Here is a 19667-nt window from a genome sequence, read left to right on the forward strand (position 1 = left end):
AAAAAGGGCCTCTTCTTGGGTTGACGTTCCCTGGTTTGAGGCGTTTGCGAGGGTCTGGACGGGGGTCGGGGGTGGCAAAGAGGGTTCTAACCCTCTTTGCCACTCACGACCCCCATTGGAATCGGTCACAGGTACATAAATCGGGCATTCGGTCGGCGGAAAGCGTCTCGTGAGGACACTCAGGGCTCTGCGGGCCCCGTCCGCGCCCTTGCGGCAGAATCCGAATCGCACTCATGTGAGCGGCCATACCGCACGCTGCCGCCGACCGGGGCCGAAGGACGCTTTCACCACGCGTCATGCGGCGAAAGCTCCCTTCGCCACATGCGACGCAGTGAAGGGCCCCTTCAGTCCACGCCCGCCGCGACGCGCCCACGTCCCTGAACGGCCCGTTCACGACTTCAGCACCCGCGCCCGGCCTGCCGAAAGTGCGTGAAAGTTCCTGTCACGAAAAGAAATTCTTGTCTCACCGAGCGCGACGGGCGCACTCTTGATCTTGTGTTCACGCCGATCGCCATCGCGGTGGCGGGCGCCGGATCGGCGCTCGCCACGCGCTCCTGCCTGCGCCGGGCGGGAGCGCCGGTCACGGCGTGGGCGGCCGCCATCGCCGCGGCGGCGCTCGTCGTGGTCTGGCTGCGGTACGACGCCGGTGCCTGGCCGTCGTGGTGGCTCGCCGTCCCGGCCGTGCTGACCGTCTTCGCCGTCCCGCTGGCGCTCGCCGACCTGAAGTACCGCCGCCTGCCCGACGTTTTGACCCTGCCCGCGTACCCGGCACTGGCCGCCGCCCTCGCGATCGCCGCGCACGGGGGAGGGGCCGCCATCGCGTGGCGGGCCGTGCTCGGCGCGCTGGTCTTCGGCGGGGCGCACGCGCTCGTCCACGCGTTGTCGCCGCGCTCGCTCGGCGCCGGAGACGTGAAGCTCGCGGGCAGCCTGGGCGCGGTCCTGGCCGCGACGGGCTGGCCGTCGATCGTGCTCGGCGCCGTCGCCGCCGCGTTACTGAGCGTGGCGCTCGCGGTGGGCGGCCCCCGGCATCCCACGGTGCCGCACGGGCCCGGTCTCCTGGTCGCGGCGTGGGCGCTCGCCGTCTTCGCCGGACCCGGTCCGGGATAGCCCGGCCTGTACCGGGACAGAGAGGAGGTTGTGACAGGATCTGTCAGGTGTTGCGCTGGATAACCGCAGGGGAATCGCACGGACCCGCCCTCGCCGCCATCCTGGAAGGGATGCCCGCCGGGGTCGAGGTCACCACCGCCGAAGTGGGCGAGCAGCTCGCGCGCCGGAGGCTCGGCTTCGGCCGTAGCCCCCGGATGGGCTTCGAGACCGACCACATCGAGTTCACCGGCGGCGTCCGGCACGGGCTCACCCAGGGCGGCCCCGTCGCGGTCCAGATCGAGAACGCCGAGTGGCCCAAATGGGAGAAGGTCATGTCGGCCGATCCCGTGCCCGCCGAGGAGCTGGAAGGCCTCGCGCGCAACGAGCCGCTGACCCGTCCCCGGCCCGGCCACGCGGATCTGCCGGGGATGCAGAAGTACGGCTTCCCCGAGGCCCGTCCGGTGCTGGAGCGCGCGAGCGCCCGTGAGACGGCGTCCCGCACGGCGCTCGGCACGGTGGCCCGTGCGTACCTCAAGCAGCTGCTCGGGGTCGAGATCCTCAGCCACGTCGTGTCCATCGGCGGTGCGTCGGCCCCCGAGGGGCCGCTGCCGGTCCCGTCGGACCTGCCCGCCATCGACGAGAGCCCGGTCCGTGCCTTCGGTCAGGAGGGGACCGACGCGATGGTCGCCGAGGTCGACGCCGTGCGGAAGGCGGGTGACACCGTCGGCGGCGTGATCGAGGTCATCGCCTACGGCCTGCCGCCGGGCCTCGGCTCGCACGTCCACTGGGACCGCAGGCTCGACGCCCGCCTCGCCGGCGCGCTCATGGGCGTCCAGGCGATGAAGGGCGTGGAGGTCGGCGACGGCTTCACCACGGCCAAGCGGTGGGGCAGCCAGGCTCACGACGAGATCGACCGCGGCACCGGCCCGGTCGGGGTGACCCGCCGGTCCAACCGCGCGGGCGGCCTCGAAGGCGGTATCACCAACGGTGAGCCGCTGCGCGTGCGCGTCGCCATGAAGCCGATCTCGACCGTCCCCAAAGCACTGTCCACTGTGGATGTCACCACCGGCGAACCCGCGGTGGCCATCCACCAGCGTTCCGACGTCTGCGCGGTGCCCCGTGCCGGGGTCGTGCTGGAGTCGGTGGTCGCGCTGGTGCTCGCGGACGCCGCGCTGGAGAAGTTCGGCGGCGACTCGCTGGCCGAGGGCAAGCGCAACGCAGAGGCCTACCTGAAGGCGCTCGAGGAGCGCTGGTGACTCCTCGCGCGGTGATCATCGGGCCGCCGGGCTCGGGCAAGAGCACGGTCGGCCCGGCGCTCGCCGCCCGGCTCGGTCTCGCCTTCCGCGACAGCGACGACGACATCGTCGCGAGCGCGGGCAAGCCCATCACCGACATCTTCGCCGAGGAGGGCGAGCCCGCCTTCCGCGCGCTGGAGGAGGAGATGGTCGCGAAGGCGCTGGCCGAGCACGAAGGCGTCCTCTCGCTGGGCGGGGGAGCGCCGATCACGCCGGGCACCCGCGAACGCCTCGCCGGGCACACCGTGGTCTTCCTCAACGTCGGGATGGCCGCGGGCGTCCAGCGCGCCGGGCTCTCGACCGCGCGCCCGCTGCTGGCCGGGGTGAACCCCCGCGCCACCTACAAGGCGCTCCTCGACGCGCGCCTGCCGGTGTACCGCGAGGTCGCCACGTTCGAGATCGAGACCGACCACCTGACCGCCGACGAGGTCGTCGAGGCCGCCCTCATCGGGCTGAACGAGATCAGCAAGGACCGAGCATGAAACGCACGACCGCAGGCGTCCTGCTCGCCGTCGTGGCCCTGACCCTGACCGCGTGTGGTGAGGAAAGGCAACCTCCCGGCGCGGACGTGATCCAGACGAGTGCGGCCACCAGCGCCGCGCCGGAGGCGGATGTCGCGGCCGACGTCAAGGTCACCAAATGCGACAGCGGCGGCTACACCCCGAAGATCACCATCGAGGTCACCAACAACACCGCGGAAGACGCGCGGTACGCCGTCACCATCGCGATCAAGGACGCCGACGGCAAGGCCTCCGGGGAGGCGTTGTTCGCGAAGAACCGGATGACGCCCGGCCAGACGGTGACCGAAGAGATCCCGGGGGACACCCCGGTCAAGGGCAAGATCACCTGCGAGGTCGCGAGGGCCAAGCGGCTTCCGCCGAAGTGAGGGGAACGATGACCGAGCCGGTCCGCATCACCGTCAACACCGCCAAGCCCTACGACGTCGTCATCGGCCGAGGCCTGCTGGGCGAGCTCACCGAGCAGCTCGCCGACGCCTCCAAGGTCGCGCTGATCCACCCGCCGACGCTGACGACCACCGCCGAGGCCATCCGCGACGAGCTGGCCGAGGCCGGGATCGACGCGCACCGGGTCGAGATCCCCGACGCCGAGGACGGCAAGGCGCTCACCGTCGCCAGCTTCTGCTGGGAGGTCCTCGGCCGCATCGGCCTCGACCGCCAGGGCGTGGTCGTCGGGCTCGGTGGCGGCGCCGTGACCGACCTCGCCGGGTTCGTCGCCGCCACCTGGATGCGCGGCGTCCGCCTGGTCAACGTGCCCACCACGCTGCTGGGCATGGTCGACGCCTCCCTCGGCGGGAAGACCGGCATCAACACCGAGGCGGGCAAGAACCTGGTCGGCGTCTTCCACGAGCCGAGCGCGGTCCTCGTCGACCTCGCGACGCTGGAAACGTTGCCCCCCAACGAACTCGTCGCCGGAATGGCCGAGGTGGTCAAGGCCGGGTTCATCGCCGACCCGCGGATCGTCGAACTCGTCGAGCAGGATCCCGCCGCGGCGCTGGACACCACCGGCGAGGTCCTCGGCGAGCTGGTCCACCGCTCGATCCAGGTCAAGGCCGACGTCGTCGCCTCCGATCTGCGCGAGTCGGATCTGCGCGAGATCCTCAACTACGGGCACACGCTCGCCCACGCCATCGAGCGCCGCGAGCGGTACCGGTGGCGCCACGGCGCGGCGGTCAGCGTCGGCCTGGTGTTCGCCGCCGAACTCGCGCGCCTGGCCGGCCGTCTCGACGACGCCACCGCCGAGCGGCACTCGTCCGTGCTCAAGCTGCTGGGCCTGCCGACCACTTACGACCCGGACGCTCTCCCGCAGCTGCTGGAGACGATGAAGGGCGACAAGAAGACCCGTTCGGGTGTGCTGCGTTTCGTCGTCCTCGACGGGCTCGCCAAACCCGGCAGGCTGGAAGGCCCGGACCCGTCGCTGCTCGCCGCCGCGTACTCGGTGGTGGCCGGTGAAGCCCCCAAGCCCGGCGGGAGCGTGCTGCTGTGAAGGTGCTCGTCCTCAACGGTCCCAACCTCGGCAGGCTCGGCCTGCGCGAACCCGGTATCTACGGTTCGGCCACGCACGCGGATCTGGTCTCCATCTGTGTCGAAACCGGCAAGGAGCTGGGGATCGACGTCGAGGTCCGGCAGACCGACCACGAGGGCGAGATGGTCGGCTGGCTGCACGAGGCCGCCGACGCGGGGTGGCCGGTGGTGCTCAACGCCGCCGCGTGGACGCACTACTCGATCGCGGTCCGCGACGCCGCCGCCCAGCTCACGGCGCCGCTGATCGAGCTGCACATCTCCAACGTGCACAAACGTGAGCAGTTCCGGCACCACAGCGTGCTGTCGGATATCGCCACCGCCGTGATCGCCGGGCTCGGGGTCGACGGGTACCCGCTGGCCCTGCGCTGGATGGCCGCGAACGCGGCATGAACAACCCTCCCACGCTTGAGACGGCGAGACTGCGGTTACACGCGCTGACGGAGGCGGACACCGACGCGATCGTCAAGCTCTTCGCCGACCCGGCGATGAGCTCGCATTTCGCGGTGCCTCTCACCGAGCCGGACCGTGTCCGCGAAATGGTCGGCCGCGGGTTGTCCTACGACGGCCCGGCGGGGATGGGGCACTGGGTGATCGAACGCGACGACGAGGTGATCGGCCTCGCGCATCTGCGGCCGTCGCAGGAACTGCCCGGCGACGTGCCGGAGATCGGCTACTACCTGGCCCGTGCGCACGGCGGGCAAGGCCTCGCGACCGAGGCCGCGAAGGCCCTGCTGGAGCACGGACTCGTCGGACTCGGCCTGTCGTCGGTGTGGGCGCTGGTCGGCGAGTCCAATGTGGCCAGTCAGAACCTGGTGCGGCGCTTGGGTTTCCTCGACGTCGGCGGTGGAGACCACTACGGCAGCGGGCCGCACCGGGTCTTCGTCGCGCTGCCTTCGGACCACGGCCGCGCGCACCACATCGAGCTGTGGGTGCCCGATCTCGGCCGCGCGGAGGAGAGCTGGGGCTGGCTGCTCGGCGAACTCGGCTGGCGCGAGTTCCAGCGCTGGCCCGCCGGGGTCAGCTGGAAACACGGCGCGACCTATCTCGTCGTCGAGCGTTCTCCCGCGCTCAGCGGCGAAAAGCACGAGCGCACCGCCCCGGGCCTGAACCATCTCGCCCTGCACGTCGAGTCCCGCGAACGGGTGAACGAACTGGCCGCGAAGGCCCTCGAACACGACTGGTCGCCGATGTTCGCGGACAAGTATCCGTATGCGGGCGGTGATCACCACTACGCCGCCTACTTCGAAAACGCCGATGGCTTCGAAGTGGAATTGGTCGCTCTCCCGGGTACTGACGTCACTCGACAGGGCTAAGCCTCGCTACACTCGGCCATCATGCGCCTTTTTCGTGGGGGTCGGCGACCCGCCCGTGCCGTGGTGGCCCTCTTCGCGGCCGGCGCGGTCCTCGTGGCGTGCAGCGACGGCACGGTGCAGTCCCAGGCCGACGGCAAGGGCGGCGGGATCGGCGGAGCCCAGCAGGCGCCCAAGGAAAAGCCGCGCCGGATGAACGTCGAGCTCGTGACGAGCGATCCGCGAGCCAGCGGCGGTGTGGTGGCCGCGGGCGATCAGGACGCGGTCTACAACTACAGCCCGACCGTGATGCGGGATGGCGGCAAACTCAAGATGTGGTGGTGCAGCCAGTACGGCAGCGCCCAGCCGCCCGGCGACGACGTCCTCTACGCGCAGTCGCCCTCGCTCGACGGTCCGTTCACCGGCCCGTCCGGTGGTGGCCCGGCGGCGGTGTTCTCGGGCGCGCCCGGCGGTTTCGACGGCATGCACACCTGCGATCCGTCGGTGATCAAGGTCGGCTCGACCTACTACATGTACTACACCGGCGCGGCGGGCGACCACGCGCTCGGCAACTCGATCGGCCTCGCGACCAGCCCGGACGGGCTCACGTGGACGCGGGCGGCCGGCGGGAAGCCGATCATCGGGCCGTCGCACGACGTGCACCGCGACAACGTTTACGGCGCGGGCCAGCCCTCGGCGGTGTACCTCGACGGTTGGTTCTACGTGCTCTTCACCGACACCACAGCGAAGGGCGCCGGATGGAACGGCGCCGGGCAGTTCCTGCTCCGCGCCAAGGACGCGGCGTTCACCCGGAACGTGGAAACGCTGGGGGAGCAGGGCTTCCTCGCCAAGTCCAGCACGACCTCGCCGCGCACCCGTTCGCTGGTCGACGGGTTCAGCACCGACCTGATGTGGGTCGGTTCGCTCGACGCCTTCGTGATCGCGCACGAGACCGAAAAGGGCACCAGCCTCACGTTCTGGACCAGAGACTTCTCCGCGCAGCCGTACCGGCAGGCGATCATCCCCGGCGTGTGGAAGGAAGGCCCAGGGCTGGTCCGGCGGCCCGACGGGCACGCGCCGCTCTCCTCGGGCGACGTCTGCGATCGGGTCCCGTTCGACGTCGTCCGCGCCACCGTCATCGGCGGCGCGGGGGCGCCGACCGACCTCAAGTACTTCGGCCTGGACGTCCGCGGTTCGCGGGCGTGCGAGGACGAGGCCCGGATCCGGACCTCGTTCGAAGGCGTCGCGATGCCGTCGCCGCAGCGGACCATCGACCTGGTGGCCGACGGCACCCTGGTCCGGGTCGACCGGCGCTCGGTGGCGGCGGCGCTCGCGGGCGAGGTGCTGAACGAGCGGCTCAAGGCCGTCGACAACCTCCCGCGGGCGGCACGGTTGAGCGCCGGGGCGAGGGTGGTGCACGCGCCAGGCCGGGGGTTCGGCGTGGTGCTCGACGGCAAGCTCTTCGCGCTGCCGGACGGCGGGGCGGCGGCGCTGAACGACTCGGCCGTCGAGAAGATCGCCGATCAGGCCTGGGACGGCTTCCCGGCGGGTTTCTCGCTCGCGGGCTGATCGGCCTTGGTGATGCGGCCGCCGACGAACAGGCCGAGCCCGGCCGGGATGAGCACCAGCAGGGCCGAGAAGGCGGCGCCGCCGGTGAGCGCGCCGCCGAGCTCCGAAGCGCCGGTCTGATCGACGAATACCGCGCGGCCGATCACGTACAGCACGCCCGAGACCGGACCGGCGATCAGCGCCGCGATGAACCAGTTCTTGCCGCGTTCGGGTTTGCCCTGCCAGGCGTCCACGGCGCCCCAGCCCGCGGCCGCGCCGACCAGGACGGCGAGGGTGAGGGCGGTGACGAGGGTCTTGTCGGTGGGGTTGAAGACCTCGTACTTGGCCAGCACGGTGACGGCCGCGCCGTGCAGCAGCGCCATCACGAGTCCACGAGTCAGCCACGGTGCCATTGGGGGAGTTTAACTCGCCAGTAGCGATGGTCACGCCCGCGCGGCCCTTGATAGCGGGCGAAAGGTCCGTGAAGGCCTCCTTCCCTACTTTGAGGGTAGGGAAGGAGGCCTTCACGGACCACCGGGCACCACACCCGGCGCAAGTGGTCGGCGAAACGCGTGCCACCGGCAGCGAACCCCCTAAACTCCATCACGTGCGTGAATACTTCTCTCGCCGCCGCGCGGCGCTGCGTTCCCTGCTGGCCGACTCCGGGGTGGACGCGCTGCTGGTCACGGACCTGCTCAACATCAGGTACCTGACCGGCTTCACCGGGTCCAACGCCGCTCTCCTCGTCCACGGGAGCGGCGACGACAAGACGATCTTCTGCACCGACGGCCGCTACACGGTCCAGTCGGCGACGGAGGTGCCCGACCTCGAGCGGGTGCTCGACCGCGCGAGCGCGGCGAAGCTCGCCGATCTGGCGGCCGGAAAACACTTCGGCAAGACAGGATTCGAGAGCCAGCACGTCAGTGTCGAGCAGCACGAGGACCTCAAGGTCCGCTTCGACCGCGTCGAGCTGGTGCGGACGCCCGGGCTCGTCGAGCGGCTGCGGCTGGTCAAGGACGAGCAGGAGATCGAGGCGCTGCGCCAGGCGTGCGCGGCGGCCGACCGGGCGCTGGAGGACCTGGTGTCCGCCGGCGGGCTCCGGCCGGGCCGGACCGAGCTGGACGTCGCCCGTGACCTCGAGAATCGCATGCTCGGCCACGGGTCGACCGGGCCGTCCTTCGACACGATCGTCGCGGCGGGCGCCAACTCCGCGATCCCGCATCACCGGCCCACCTCGGCCGTGCTGGCGACCGGCGACTTCGTCAAGATCGATTTCGGCGCCACGGTCGACGGCTACCACTCCGACATGACCCGCACGTTCGTGCTCGGCAAGCCCGCGGCCTGGCAGGAGGAGATCTACGAGCTGGTCCAGCGCGCGCAGGCGGCGGGCTGTGACGCCGTCCTCCCCGGCGCCGAAGTGTCCGAAGTGGACAAGGCGGCCCGTGGCGTGATCGTGGGCGCGGGGCGCGGCGAGGAGTTCGGCCACGGGCTCGGCCACGGCGTCGGGCTGCAGGTGCACGAGGCGCCCAGCCTCGCCGCGACCGGCGTCGGTACACTGTCCGCCGGTATGGCCGTCACCGTCGAGCCTGGTGTGTATCTGCCCGGACGCGGAGGCGTGCGCATCGAGGACACGCTGGTCGTGCGGGAAGGTACGCCCGAACTCCTCACGCTGAGCACCAAGGAACTCGTGGTCGTCTGACGGCGGCCCGGAAGATCGACACAGGAGACTGCACACTCGTGGCCACCACCAACGACCTGAAGAACGGGCTCGTCCTCAACCTCGACGGCCAGCTCTGGACCGTCACCGCGTTCCAGCACGTCAAGCCGGGCAAGGGCGGCGCGTTCGTCCGCACGACGCTCAAGCACGTGCTGACCGGCAAGGTCGTCGACAAGACCTTCAACGCGGGGACGAAGGTCGACACGGCCACCGTCGACCGCCGCAACATGACGTACCTGTACAAGGACGGCGCGGACTTCGTGTTCATGGACGCGGAGACCTACGACCAGATCACCGTCCTGGCCGAGACCGTCGGCGACAACGCGAACTACCTCCTCGAGAACTTCGAGGTCCAGGTCGCGGTGCACGAGGGCGTCCCGCTGTACATCGAGCTGCCGACCTCGGTCGAGCTGATCGTCCAGCACACCGACCCCGGCCTGCAGGGCGACCGTTCCACCGGTGGCACCAAGCCCGCCACCCTGGAGACCGGCGCCGAGATCCAGGTGCCGCTGTTCCTCACCACCGGCGAGAAGATCAAGGTCGACACCCGTGACGGCCGCTACCTGGGCCGCGTCTCCAGCTGATGGCCGGTTCAGACAAGTCCGGCAAGTCGCCGAACCGCGGTGGGCCGATCAGCCGTCGCCAGGCCCGCAAGCGGGCGGTCGAGATGATGTACGAAGCCGCCCAGCGCGGTGCCGACGCGGTGACGCTGCTGGCGGACCGGGTCGGTTCGGTCGAGGTCGACCCGATCGCGGACTACACGATCTCGCTGGTCGAGGGCGTCACGGGCCGCAAGACCCAGATCGACGAGCTGCTCTCCGAGCACGCTCAGGGCTGGACGCTGGACCGGATGCCGCCGGTGGACCTGGCGGTGCTCCGCGTCGGCGTCTACGAACTGCTGTGGGCCGAGGACGTGCCGGACCCGGTCGCCATCGACGAGGCCGTCGGGCTGGCGAAGGAGCTGTCGACCGACGACTCGCCGCGCTTCGTGAACGGCGTGCTCGGCCGGATCGGTACGATCGCCGACCGGCTGCGCGCGGTCCTCTAGAAGACGTACGACAACGGGCCGTGTCCTCTGCCGAGGGCACGGCCCGTTCTCGTGCTCGGTGGTGCCGGTTGGCGTTTCCGGTCCCCCCGGACCGAAAACGTCGCCATCTCTAGTCCTCTTTGGACGGTCGAGCCTCGGGCGGCAGCACACCCCAGTCGATCAGCTGCTCGGTGAGCTCGCCGGGGGTCATGTCGTAGATGATCGCCAGCGAACGGAGGTCCTCGGTGCGGATCGAGAGCACCTTGCCGTTGTAGTCGCCGCGCTGGCTCTGGATGGTGGCCGCGTAGCGGGCGAGTGGACCGACCTTCTCCGCCGGGAGCTGCTGGAGACGCTCCAGGTTGATGACGATCTTCGTGGCGGGTTCCGCGCCCGACGGCACCCGGCCCTCCGGCAGCAGCTCGACCACCGGGACGCCGTAGAAATCGGCGAGCTCGGCGAGCTTCTGCACGGTGACGGCGCGATCCCCGCGCTCGTACGAACCGACGACGACGGCCTTCCAGCGGCCTCCGGACTTCTGCTCGACCCCGTGCAGGGACAGACCCTGCTGCTGGCGGATCCCGCGGAGCTTGGCCCCGAGCGCCTTGGCGTAATCGCCCATCTGGTGGTTCTCCGTTTCCTCACCCCCAACCGGTCGGGGTGACCGGTCCAGGGGACTCCTAGAGTCGAATACTCAGAGTAATGGTTACGCATAGTTGTCACCAGGTCAAGCGGGTGCTTTCGAGAGGCCTTCGTCACCTGGGGCGCGCCACTCGTAAGAATGAGCGATCGCTCCTGCTAGTGTCGGGGAGATTTCCTCGCTACGCAGGAAGTCGACGTCCTTTAAGGACCCGTCCAGAGAGGCGGGGAAGGAGGTCCGCCTTGTCGTCACGCCCGCGTGGCGCGGCGGAACCGGCGGGAGAGCGCGAGCTGCTCTCGTCCGGCGATGTCGCGCGCACGATCGCCCGAATGGCCCACCAGGTCATCGAGAAGACCGCTCTCGGTGCCGGTGGCTCGACTCCGCCCGTGTTGCTGGGCATCCCCACCAGGGGAACCCCGCTCGCCCTGCGGCTCGCGGACAAGATCGCCGAGTTCTCCGGCATCCGTCCGCCGACCGGCGCGCTGGACATCACGCTCTACCGTGATGATCTCCGCCGCCGCCCGCCCCGCGCGCTCGAACATTCGCAGCTGCCGCCGACCGGTATCGACGACGCGGTGGTGATCCTGGTCGACGACGTGCTGTTCTCCGGCCGTACCATCCGCGCCGCCCTCGACGCCCTGCGCGACCACGGCCGCCCGCGCGCGGTCCAGCTGGCCGTGCTGGTCGACCGCGGCCACCGCGAACTGCCGATCCGCGCCGACTACGTGGGCAAGAACGTGCCCACCTCGCGCGCCGAGGGGATCGAGGTTCTGCTGTCCGAAGTGGACGGACGGGACTCGGTTCTGCTTCGCGCGCAACCAGAAGGAGATCGATCGTGAAGCACCTGCTCGCCACCGACGGGCTCGACCCGGCGCTCGCGACAGCCGTGCTGGACACCGCCGAAGAGCTCAAGCACACCTTGCTGGGCCGCGAGGTCCGCAAACTGCCGACGTTGCGCGGCCGCACCGTCATCACGCTGTTCTACGAGAACTCGACCCGCACCCGCGTCTCGTTCGAGATCGCGGGGAAGTGGATGAGCGCCGACGTGATCAACGTCTCCGCGTCCAGTTCCTCGGTCAACAAGGGCGAATCGCTGCGGGACACCGCGCTGACGCTGGCCGCGGCCGGCGCCGACTGCGTGATCATCCGGCACCCCGCCTCCGGTGCGGCGCAGCGGCTTTCGGGCTGGCTCGCCGAAGCGGGGACGGCGGTGGTCAACGCCGGGGACGGCACCCATGAGCATCCGACGCAGGCGTTGCTCGACGCGGCCACGCTGCGGGAGCGCCTCGGTTCATTCGAGGGCCGCCGCATCGGGATCGTCGGCGACGTCCTGCACAGCCGGGTCGCGCGGTCGAACATCCACCTGCTGTCCGCGCTGGGCGCGGAGGTGGTGCTCGTCGCGCCGCCGACGCTGCTGCCCGCCGGCGTGGAGAGTCTGCCGGTGACGGTGTCGCACGAACTCGACGCCGAACTGCCCGCGCTCGACGCGGTCATGATGCTGCGGGTCCAGGCTGAACGCATGCACGGGGGCTTCTTCCCCTCCGCGCGCGAGTACTCGATCGCGTACGGCCTCAACGAACGGCGGATGAAGCTCCTGCCCGAGCACGCCGTCGTCCTGCACCCCGGCCCGATGCTGCGCGGGATGGAGATCGCCTCGGCGGTCGCCGACTCCCCGGCCTCGGCCATCACCGAACAGGTCCGCAACGGCGTCCACGTGCGCATGGCGGTCCTCTACCACCTGCTCGCCAGCGAAGGGGTCGACGCATGAAGTCGAGGACTTCGCGGTTCGCGAATCGCCCCGAGAGCGCACAGGCGCACGAACGTGCGCAGACCGGCAAAGGAGTAGCCGCGTGACCACCGTCCTGATCAAGGGCGCCCGCCCCTACGGCGAGGGCGATCCGGTCGACGTACTCGTCGAGGACGGGGTCATCACCGACATCGGATCCCTCGACACCCCGGACGACGCCGAAGTCATCGAGGCGGGCGGCCAGGTGCTGCTCCCCGGTTTCGTCGACCTGCACACCCACCTGCGCGAACCCGGCCGCGAGGACACCGAGACCATCGCCACCGGTTCGGCCGCGGCGGCGCTCGGCGGCTACACCGCGGTGTTCGCCATGGCCAACACCGACCCGGTGGCCGACAACGCGGTGATCGTCGACCACGTGTGGCGCCGCGGCCAGGAGGCCGGGCTGGTCGACGTGCACCCGGTCGGCGCGGTCACCGTGGGGCTCAACGGCGAGAAGCTCGCCGAACTGGGCACCATGGCGAAGTCCGAAGCCCAGGTGAAGGTCTTCTCCGACGACGGTCTCTGCGTCGCGGATCCGCTGCTCATGCGCCGCGCGCTGGAATACTCGACGGCGCTCGGCGTGGTCATCGCCCAGCACGCCGAGGAGCCGCGGCTGACCGTCGGCGCGCAGGCGCACGAAGGCGAGCAGGCCGCGCGCCTGGGTTACACCGGCTGGCCCGCCTCGGCGGAGGAGTCGATCGTCGCCCGCGACTGCCTGCTCGCCGAGCACGCGAACGCGCGGCTGCACGTCTGCCATGTTTCGACCGCGGGCACCGCGGACATCCTCAAATGGGCCAAGGACCGCGGCACCAAGGTCTCGGCCGAGGTCACCCCGCACCATCTGCTGCTGACCGACGAGCGGCTCGCGACCTACGACCCGGTCAACAAGGTCAACCCGCCGCTGCGCACCGAGTCCGACGCCGAGAAGCTGCGCGCCGCACTGGCCGAGGGCGTCATCGACTGCGTCGCCACGGACCACGCGCCGCACGCGGTCCAGGACAAGGACTGCGAGTGGAGCTCTGCCCGGCCGGGCATGCTCGGTCTGCAGACCGCGCTGTCGATCGTGGTCGAGACCATGGTCCGCACCGGCCTGCTGGACTGGCGGGGCGTCGCGCGGGTGATGAGCGAGCGGCCCGCCGAGATCGGCAACCTGTCCGACCACGGCCGCCCGATCGAGGTCGGCGAACCCGCCAACCTGACGCTGGTGGACCCGGACACCGAATGGACCGTGCGAGGGGCCGAGTTCGCGAGCATCGCGGCCAACACCCCGTACGAAGGAATGCGGCTCCCCGGCGTGGTGACGGCGACGTTGCTGCGCGGGCGGATCACCGCGCGGGAAGGGAAGATCGCGCAATGAGTGACCGGATCCTGCTGACCCTGGCGGTCTTCGCCTTCTTCCTCTTCTGCGTGTTCCTGATGTGGCGCGGCTGGCGGCGCAAGTCCCGGGCGCAGAGCGTGCAGGTGCCGCCGTTCCCGCAGATCCCCGCGGAGCCCGGCGAAGCACTGCTCGAATCGACCGGCCTCTACGTCAGCACGACGACCGCCGGGCACTGGCAGGACCGCGTCGTCACCCGCGGCGCCGGCCTGCGCACCGGCGCGGTGTGGCGCCTGCACGAAGACGGCATCGCCATCGAACGCGGCGGCGCCCCGGACTTCTGGATCCCGCGCGCGTCCGTCACCGGCGTCCGCAAGGGCAAGGGGATGGCCGGGAAGGTGATGGGCATCGACGCGCTGCTCGTCATCACCTGGCTGGCCGGGGACGTCGAACTGGACACCGGATTCCGCGGCGACGACGTCGACGACTATCCACAGTGGATCGAAGCTTTGCAAGACACTCGCAACGACATCAAGGGAGGTGCCTGATGAGCACCGTGAACAGCGCCAGGACCCCCGCCGCACTGGTCCTCGAAGACGGCCGCGTGTTCCGCGGCTCGGCCTACGGCGCCCGCGGCCGGAGCCTGGGCGAGGCGGTGTTCTGCACCGGCATGACCGGCTACCAGGAGACGCTGACCGACCCCTCCTACCACCGGCAGATCGTGGTCCAGACCGCGCCGCAGATCGGCAACACCGGCTGGAACGACGAAGACGACGAGTCCTCGCGCATCTGGGTCTCGGGCTACGTCGTCCGCGACCCGGCGCGTACCCCCTCCAACTGGCGTTCCAAGCGCACGCTGGACGAGGAACTGGAGCGCCAGGGCGTCGTCGGGATCTCCGAAGTGGACACCCGCACGCTGACCCGGCATCTGCGCGAGCAGGGCGCCATGCGGTCCGGTGTCTTCTCGGGTGACGCGCTCGGCACCGACGAGGAGATGCTCGCGCAGGTACAGGCGAGCCCGCAGATGAAGGGCGCCGACCTCGCCGGCGAAGTCACCACGAAGCAGGCGTACGTCGTCGAGGCGCAGGGCGAGCGGAAGTTCCGCGTGGCCGCGCTGGACCTGGGCATCAAGTCCAACACCCCGCGCCTGATGGCCGCCCGCGGCATCGAGGTGCACGTGCTGCCCTCGTCATCCACTGTGGACGAACTGCTCGCCGTGGAGCCGGACGGGGTGTTCCTGTCCAACGGTCCCGGCGACCCTGCGACCACCGCGCATGCCACGGAGCTGACGAAATCGGTGCTGCAGCGGGAGATCCCGCTGTTCGGCATCTGCTTCGGCAACCAGATCCTCGGCCGCGCGCTGGGACTGGGCACCTACAAGATGCGCTACGGCCACCGCGGGATCAACATCCCGGTGATCGACGTGGCCACCAAACGGGTCGCGATCACCGCGCAGAACCACGGTTTCGCCCTCGAAGGCGAGCCGGGCCAGCGCTTCGAGACGCCGTTCGGCGCCGCGCAGATCTCGCACTACTGCCCGAACGACGACACCGTCGAAGGTGTCCGCGCGTTCGACGTCCCCGCGTTCTCGGTGCAGTACCACCCCGAGGCCGCCGCCGGTCCGCACGACGCGGCCCCCCTGTTCGATGAGTTCGTGAGCTTGATGGAGAAGGCCAAGTAATGCCGAAGAGGACAGACATCCAGCACGTGCTGGTGATCGGCTCCGGGCCGATCGTGATCGGCCAGGCGGCGGAGTTCGACTACTCCGGCACCCAGGCCTGCCGCGTACTCCGCGAAGAGGGACTGCGCGTCTCGCTGGTGAACTCGAACCCGGCGACCATCATGACCGACCCCGAGTTCGCCGACGCCACCTACATCGAGCCGGTCACCCCGGAATTCGTCGAGAAGGTCATCGCCGAGGAGCGCCCCGACGCGATCCTCGCGACCCTCGGCGGGCAGACGGCGCTGAACTGCGCCGTCGCCCTGCACGAGCGCGGTGTCCTGGAGAAGTACGGCGTCGAGCTGATCGGCGCCGACGTCGACGCCATCCAGCGCGGCGAGGACCGGCAGAAGTTCAAGGACATCGTCCGCACGATCGGCGCCGAGGTGCCGCGGTCGCGGGTCTGCCACGACATGGACGAGGTCCGCGCGACCGTCGCCGAGGTCGGCCTCCCGGTGGTCATCCGGCCGTCGTTCACCATGGGCGGGCTCGGCTCGGGCATGGCGCACACCGACGAGGAACTGGAGCGCCTCGCCTCCACCGGCCTCACCGAGTCGCCGGTCACCGAGGTGCTCATCGAGGAGAGCGTCCTCGGCTGGAAGGAGTTCGAACTCGAGCTCATGCGCGACCGGCACGACAACGTGGTGGTCGTCTGCTCGATCGAGAACATCGACGCGATGGGCGTGCACACCGGCGACTCGGTCACCGTCGCGCCCGCGATGACCCTGACCGACCGCGAGTACCAGCACATGCGCGACGTCGGCATCGCCGTGCTGCGCGAGGTCGGCGTCGACACCGGCGGCTGCAACATCCAGTTCGCGATCAACCCCGAGGACGGCCGCATGGTCGTCATCGAGATGAACCCCCGCGTGTCGCGGTCGAGCGCGCTGGCGTCGAAGGCGACCGGTTTCCCGATCGCCAAGATCGCCGCGAAGCTCGCCATCGGCTACACCCTCGACGAGATCCGCAACGACATCACCGGCGAGACCCCGGCGGCCTTCGAGCCGACGCTGGACTACGTCGTGGTGAAGGTGCCGCGGTTCGCCTTCGAGAAGTTCCCCGGCGCGGACCCGACGCTGACCACGACGATGAAGAGCGTCGGCGAGGCGATGTCGTTCGGCCGCAGCTTCCCCGAGGCGCTCGGCAAGGCCCTGCGGTCCATCGACACCAAGGCCACCGGCTTCTGGACCCGCCCCGACCCCGAAGGCGCGACGCTGGAGTCCGTACTGGAGTCCCTGCGCACGCCGCACGACGGGCGCCTCTACGAGGTCGAGCGGGCGCTGCGGTTCGGCGCCACGGTCCAGCAGGTGCACGAGGCCTCGGGGATCGACCCCTGGTTCATCGACCAGATCGCCCTCATCGGCGAGGTCGGCGCCGAGGTCCGCGACGCCCAGGTACTCGACGAGCCGCTGCTGCGGCGCGCCAAGCGGATCGGCCTCTCCGACCGCCAGATCGCCTCGCTGCGGCCGGAACTGGCGGGGGAGGACGGCGTCCGCGCGCTGCGCCGCCGTCTCGGGGTGCGGCCGGTGTACAAGACCGTCGACACCTGCGCGGCCGAGTTCGCGGCCAAGACGCCGTACCACTACTCGGCTTACGAGACCGACCCCGCGGCGCAGTCGGAGATCACCGCGCAGACCGACAAGCCGAAGGTGCTGATCCTCGGCTCCGGGCCGAACCGCATCGGGCAGGGCATCGAGTTCGACTACTCGTGCGTGCACGCCGCGATCGCCCTGCGCGAGGCCGGTTTCGAGGCCGTCATGGTCAACTGCAACCCCGAGACCGTCTCCACCGACTACGACACCTCGGACCGGCTCTACTTCGAGCCGCTGTCGTTCGAGGACGTCCTCGAAGTGGTCAACGCCGAGCAGGAGTCGGGCACCGTCGCCGGGGTCATCGTGCAGCTGGGCGGCCAGACCCCGCTCTCGCTCGCGAAGCGCCTCGCCGACGCCGGTGTCCCGGTGATCGGCACCTCCCCGGACGCGATCCACCTCGCCGAGGACCGCGGCGCGTTCGGCGAGGTCCTCACCGACGCCGGGCTGCCCGCGCCGAAGTACGGCACGGCGACCTCGTTCGAGGGCGCGAAGCGGATCGCCGACCAGATCGGCTACCCGGTCCTCGTGCGGCCGTCCTACGTGCTCGGCGGGCGCGGCATGGAGATCGTCTACGACGAGGAATCCCTCGCCGGCTACATCCACCGCGCCACCGAGGTCACCCCCGAGCACCCGGTGCTGGTGGACCGGTTCCTCGACGACGCCATCGAGATCGACGTCGACGCGCTGTTCGACGGCGACGAGCTCTTCCTCGGCGGCGTCATGGAGCACATCGAGGAGGCCGGGATCCACTCCGGCGACTCCTCGTGCGCGCTGCCGCCGATCACGCTGGGCCGGACCGACATCGAGACGGTGCGCCGCTCGACCGAGGCCATCGCGCGCGGCGTCGGCGTCCGCGGGCTCCTGAACGTCCAGTACGCGCTCAAGGACGACGTCCTGTACGTCCTGGAGGCCAACCCGCGCGCGTCGCGGACGGTGCCGTTCGTGTCGAAGGCGACCGCGGTGCCGCTGGCGAAGGCCGCGGCGCTGATCATGACCGGCTCGTCGATCAAGGATCTGCGCGAGTCCGGCGTCCTCCCGGCCGAGGGTGACGGCGGCCACATGCCCGCCGATTCGCCGGTCGCGGTCAAGGAGGCGGTCCTGCCGTTCCACCGGTTCCGCACGCCCGAGGGCCACGGCGTCGACTCGCTGCTCGGCCCGGAGATGAAGTCCACCGGCGAGGTCATGGGCGTGGACGTCTCCTTCGGCAAGGCGTTCGCCAAGTCGCAGGCCGGTGCCTACGGTTCGCTGCCGACGTCGGGCAAGGTATTCGTCTCCGTCGCCAACCGCGACAAGCGTTCGCTGGTGTTCCCGGTGAAGCGGCTGGCGGACCTCGGCTTCGAGATCCTCGCCACGTCCGGCACCGCGGAAGTGTTGCGGCGCAACGGGATCGCCTGCACCGTCGTGCGCAAGCACTACGAAGGTTCGGCTGAAGGCGAACAAAACGTCGTGGACGTCATCCTCAGCGGCGAAGTGCAGATGGTGATCAACACCCCGTACGGCAACAGCGGTCCCCGCATCGACGGCTACGAGATCCGCACCGCCGCGGTGTCGCGGGACATCCCCTGCATCACCACGGTGCAGGGCGCGGCGGCGGCCGTGCACGGGATAGAGGCCGTCATCAAGGGCGACATCGGTGTGCGGTCGCTGCAGAGCCTGCAGGCGGCGCTGAAGGCCAAGGCATGAGCGAACGGTTCGGGGCGAGGCTGGCGCTGGCGGTCGCGGAGAAGGGGCCGCTCTGCGCCGGGATCGACCCCCATCCCGGGCTGCTCCAGGCGTGGGGGCTCCCGGCGGACGCGGGCGGACTGGAGAAATTCGCGCTCACGGCCGCTGAGACGCTCGCGCCCGAGGTCGCGGTGATCAAACCCCAGTCGGCCTTTTTCGAGGCCTACGGGCCGCCTGGGGTCGCCGTTCTGGCCAAGACGATCAAGGTGTGCCGGGAGGCGGGCGCGCTCGTCCTGCTGGACGTCAAACGCGGCGACATCGGCTCGACGATGGCGGCGTACACGGCGGCGTTCCTGCCCGGCGGCGCGGAACTCGAGGCGGACGCCATCACGGTGTCGCCGTACCTCGGATTCGGCTCGCTCGCCCCCGCGATCGATGTCGCGCAGGCACAGGGCAAGGGGCTCTTCGTCCTCGCGCGCACCTCGAACCCGGAGGCGCAGGGATTGCAGAACGCCTTGCTGTCCAACGGAAAAACCGTCGCGCAGGACATCGTCGACACCGCGGCCGCGTACAACGCGGGTGTCGGGCCCTTGGGTGACATCGGTGTCGTCGTCGGCGCCACCATCGCGCCGGGAGAGCTCGATCTGGGCAAGCTGAACGGTCCCGTCCTGGCGCCCGGTTTCGGGGCACAGGGGGCCACTCCGGCCGATTTGCGGGCCCTTTTCGGGCCGGGACTGCCGGGTGTGCTGCCCGCGTCGTCCCGCGACGTCCTCAGGCACGGGCCGGACCCCGAAGCTCTGCGTGCGGCCGTTCGGCGGACCCGGGATTCCCTCGGTCCCCTGGAAAATGGCCAATAGCAGGCTCGGGAATCCGTCATGACCAGCCACCCCCGCATTGTGGGCCGAGGTAACGGGTGGGTACCGTCGCCACACCCACCCAGATTTGAGAACT

The 19667-nt window shown here is 70.3% G+C and carries 20 protein-coding genes; 18 read left to right on the top strand and 2 right to left on the bottom strand.

Going from position 1 to position 19667, the window contains the following annotated elements; all coding sequences use genetic code 11:
* The first annotated feature begins 495 nt into the window (after positions 1-495).
* Genes AC069H_RS23445 through AC069H_RS23480 form a run of 8 tightly spaced genes read left to right on the top strand, consistent with a single transcriptional unit; the run spans position 496 to position 7281 of the window.
* Complete coding sequence (locus AC069H_RS23445) at positions 496-1107, top strand: prepilin peptidase (protein WP_478227486.1); 612 nt, start codon at positions 496-498, stop codon at positions 1105-1107.
* A 47-nt stretch (positions 1108-1154) separates the two neighbouring features.
* Positions 1155-2342 (top strand): chorismate synthase, encoded by a 1188-nt coding sequence (gene aroC, locus AC069H_RS23450; protein ID WP_125675055.1) that lies wholly within the window; start codon positions 1155-1157, stop codon positions 2340-2342.
* Positions 2339-2863 (top strand): shikimate kinase, encoded by a 525-nt coding sequence (locus AC069H_RS23455; protein ID WP_478233823.1) that lies wholly within the window; start codon positions 2339-2341, stop codon positions 2861-2863. Before aroC ends, AC069H_RS23455 begins: the two co-directional genes overlap by 4 nt.
* Positions 2860-3267, top strand: coding sequence for an FxLYD domain-containing protein (locus tag AC069H_RS23460; protein WP_478233824.1), 408 nt, complete (start codon positions 2860-2862; stop codon positions 3265-3267). The genes AC069H_RS23455 and AC069H_RS23460 overlap by 4 nt, the downstream gene beginning before the upstream one ends.
* Before the next feature lie 8 nt (positions 3268-3275).
* On the top strand, positions 3276-4385 hold the full coding sequence (gene aroB / locus AC069H_RS23465) for a 3-dehydroquinate synthase (RefSeq protein WP_478233825.1): 1110 nt from the start codon (positions 3276-3278) through the stop codon (positions 4383-4385).
* Positions 4382-4813 (top strand): type II 3-dehydroquinate dehydratase, encoded by a 432-nt coding sequence (gene aroQ, locus AC069H_RS23470; RefSeq protein ID WP_478233826.1) that lies wholly within the window; start codon positions 4382-4384, stop codon positions 4811-4813. The genes aroB and aroQ overlap by 4 nt, the downstream gene beginning before the upstream one ends.
* The gene (locus AC069H_RS23475) at positions 4810-5736 is read left to right on the top strand and encodes a GNAT family N-acetyltransferase (protein WP_478233827.1); all 927 of its coding nucleotides are present in this window, start codon (positions 4810-4812) and stop codon (positions 5734-5736) included. The genes aroQ and AC069H_RS23475 overlap by 4 nt, the downstream gene beginning before the upstream one ends.
* A gap of 60 nt (positions 5737-5796) precedes the next feature.
* On the top strand, positions 5797-7281 hold the full coding sequence (locus AC069H_RS23480; RefSeq protein WP_478233866.1) for a glycoside hydrolase family protein: 1485 nt from the start codon (positions 5797-5799) through the stop codon (positions 7279-7281).
* Here AC069H_RS23480 and AC069H_RS23485 read toward each other — a convergent pair.
* The gene (locus tag AC069H_RS23485) at positions 7236-7673 is read right to left on the bottom strand and encodes a B-4DMT family transporter (RefSeq protein WP_192745269.1); all 438 of its coding nucleotides are present in this window, start codon (positions 7671-7673) and stop codon (positions 7236-7238) included. The two genes, AC069H_RS23480 and AC069H_RS23485, sit on opposite strands and share 46 nt — an antisense overlap.
* Before the next feature lie 194 nt (positions 7674-7867).
* Here AC069H_RS23485 and AC069H_RS23490 point away from each other — a divergent pair, with 194 nt between their 5' ends.
* From AC069H_RS23490 to nusB, 3 genes are read left to right on the top strand one after another with little or no spacing between them, the layout of a single operon-like run.
* Positions 7868-8959: a M24 family metallopeptidase gene (locus AC069H_RS23490; RefSeq protein WP_478227493.1), complete on the top strand. Its 1092-nt coding sequence runs from the start codon at positions 7868-7870 to the stop codon at positions 8957-8959.
* A 38-nt stretch (positions 8960-8997) separates the two neighbouring features.
* Positions 8998-9561, top strand: a complete 564-nt coding sequence (gene efp, locus AC069H_RS23495) for an elongation factor P (protein WP_005152384.1) — start codon at positions 8998-9000, stop codon at positions 9559-9561.
* Positions 9561-10025: a transcription antitermination factor NusB gene (gene nusB, locus AC069H_RS23500; RefSeq protein ID WP_005152382.1), complete on the top strand. Its 465-nt coding sequence runs from the start codon at positions 9561-9563 to the stop codon at positions 10023-10025. The genes efp and nusB overlap by 1 nt, the downstream gene beginning before the upstream one ends.
* Positions 10026-10134: 109 nt before the next feature.
* Here the strand turns inward: nusB and bldD are convergent, their stop codons facing one another.
* Complete coding sequence (bldD, locus tag AC069H_RS23505) at positions 10135-10623, bottom strand: transcriptional regulator BldD (protein ID WP_003096372.1); 489 nt, start codon at positions 10621-10623, stop codon at positions 10135-10137.
* A 260-nt stretch (positions 10624-10883) separates the two neighbouring features.
* Between bldD and pyrR the strand changes: the two genes are divergently transcribed.
* From pyrR to pyrF, 7 genes are all read left to right on the top strand, one after another.
* Entirely contained in the window at positions 10884-11480 is a 597-nt protein-coding gene (gene pyrR / locus AC069H_RS23510; protein WP_034311664.1) for a bifunctional pyr operon transcriptional regulator/uracil phosphoribosyltransferase PyrR, read from the top strand.
* The gene (locus tag AC069H_RS23515; protein WP_478233828.1) at positions 11477-12409 is read left to right on the top strand and encodes an aspartate carbamoyltransferase catalytic subunit; all 933 of its coding nucleotides are present in this window, start codon (positions 11477-11479) and stop codon (positions 12407-12409) included. Before pyrR ends, AC069H_RS23515 begins: the two co-directional genes overlap by 4 nt.
* A gap of 82 nt (positions 12410-12491) precedes the next feature.
* Positions 12492-13784 (top strand): dihydroorotase, encoded by a 1293-nt coding sequence (locus tag AC069H_RS23520; RefSeq protein ID WP_478233829.1) that lies wholly within the window; start codon positions 12492-12494, stop codon positions 13782-13784.
* Positions 13781-14290, top strand: coding sequence for a PH-like domain-containing protein (locus AC069H_RS23525; protein ID WP_478233830.1), 510 nt, complete (start codon positions 13781-13783; stop codon positions 14288-14290). Before AC069H_RS23520 ends, AC069H_RS23525 begins: the two co-directional genes overlap by 4 nt.
* Positions 14290-15423: a glutamine-hydrolyzing carbamoyl-phosphate synthase small subunit gene (carA, locus tag AC069H_RS23530; protein WP_478233831.1), complete on the top strand. Its 1134-nt coding sequence runs from the start codon at positions 14290-14292 to the stop codon at positions 15421-15423. Before AC069H_RS23525 ends, carA begins: the two co-directional genes overlap by 1 nt.
* A complete protein-coding gene (gene carB, locus AC069H_RS23535; RefSeq protein ID WP_478233832.1) occupies positions 15423-18737 on the top strand; it encodes a carbamoyl-phosphate synthase large subunit in 3315 nt (1104 codons plus the stop codon). The genes carA and carB overlap by 1 nt, the downstream gene beginning before the upstream one ends.
* Entirely contained in the window at positions 18734-19573 is an 840-nt protein-coding gene (gene pyrF / locus AC069H_RS23540) for an orotidine-5'-phosphate decarboxylase (RefSeq protein ID WP_478233833.1), read from the top strand. The genes carB and pyrF overlap by 4 nt, the downstream gene beginning before the upstream one ends.
* Positions 19574-19667 lie beyond the last annotated feature (94 nt).

The organism is Amycolatopsis sp. NPDC043887 (assembly GCF_056435665.1).

Excerpts from the sequence above, each read along its gene's own strand:
- AC069H_RS23460 (WP_478233824.1), top strand. The coding sequence starts at position 2,860 with ATGAAACGCACGACCGCAGGCGTCCTGCTCGCCGTCGTGGCCCTGACC.
- aroB (WP_478233825.1), top strand. The coding sequence starts at position 3,276 with ATGACCGAGCCGGTCCGCATCACCGTCAACACCGCCAAGCCCTACGAC.
- AC069H_RS23475 (WP_478233827.1), top strand. The coding sequence starts at position 4,810 with ATGAACAACCCTCCCACGCTTGAGACGGCGAGACTGCGGTTACACGCG.
- AC069H_RS23485 (WP_192745269.1), bottom strand. The coding sequence starts at position 7,673 with ATGGCACCGTGGCTGACTCGTGGACTCGTGATGGCGCTGCTGCACGGC.
- nusB (WP_005152382.1), top strand. The coding sequence starts at position 9,561 with ATGGCCGGTTCAGACAAGTCCGGCAAGTCGCCGAACCGCGGTGGGCCG.
- bldD (WP_003096372.1), bottom strand. The coding sequence starts at position 10,623 with ATGGGCGATTACGCCAAGGCGCTCGGGGCCAAGCTCCGCGGGATCCGC.
- AC069H_RS23525 (WP_478233830.1), top strand. The coding sequence starts at position 13,781 with ATGAGTGACCGGATCCTGCTGACCCTGGCGGTCTTCGCCTTCTTCCTC.
- carA (WP_478233831.1), top strand. The coding sequence starts at position 14,290 with ATGAGCACCGTGAACAGCGCCAGGACCCCCGCCGCACTGGTCCTCGAA.
- carB (WP_478233832.1), top strand. The coding sequence starts at position 15,423 with ATGCCGAAGAGGACAGACATCCAGCACGTGCTGGTGATCGGCTCCGGG.
- pyrF (WP_478233833.1), top strand. The coding sequence starts at position 18,734 with ATGAGCGAACGGTTCGGGGCGAGGCTGGCGCTGGCGGTCGCGGAGAAG.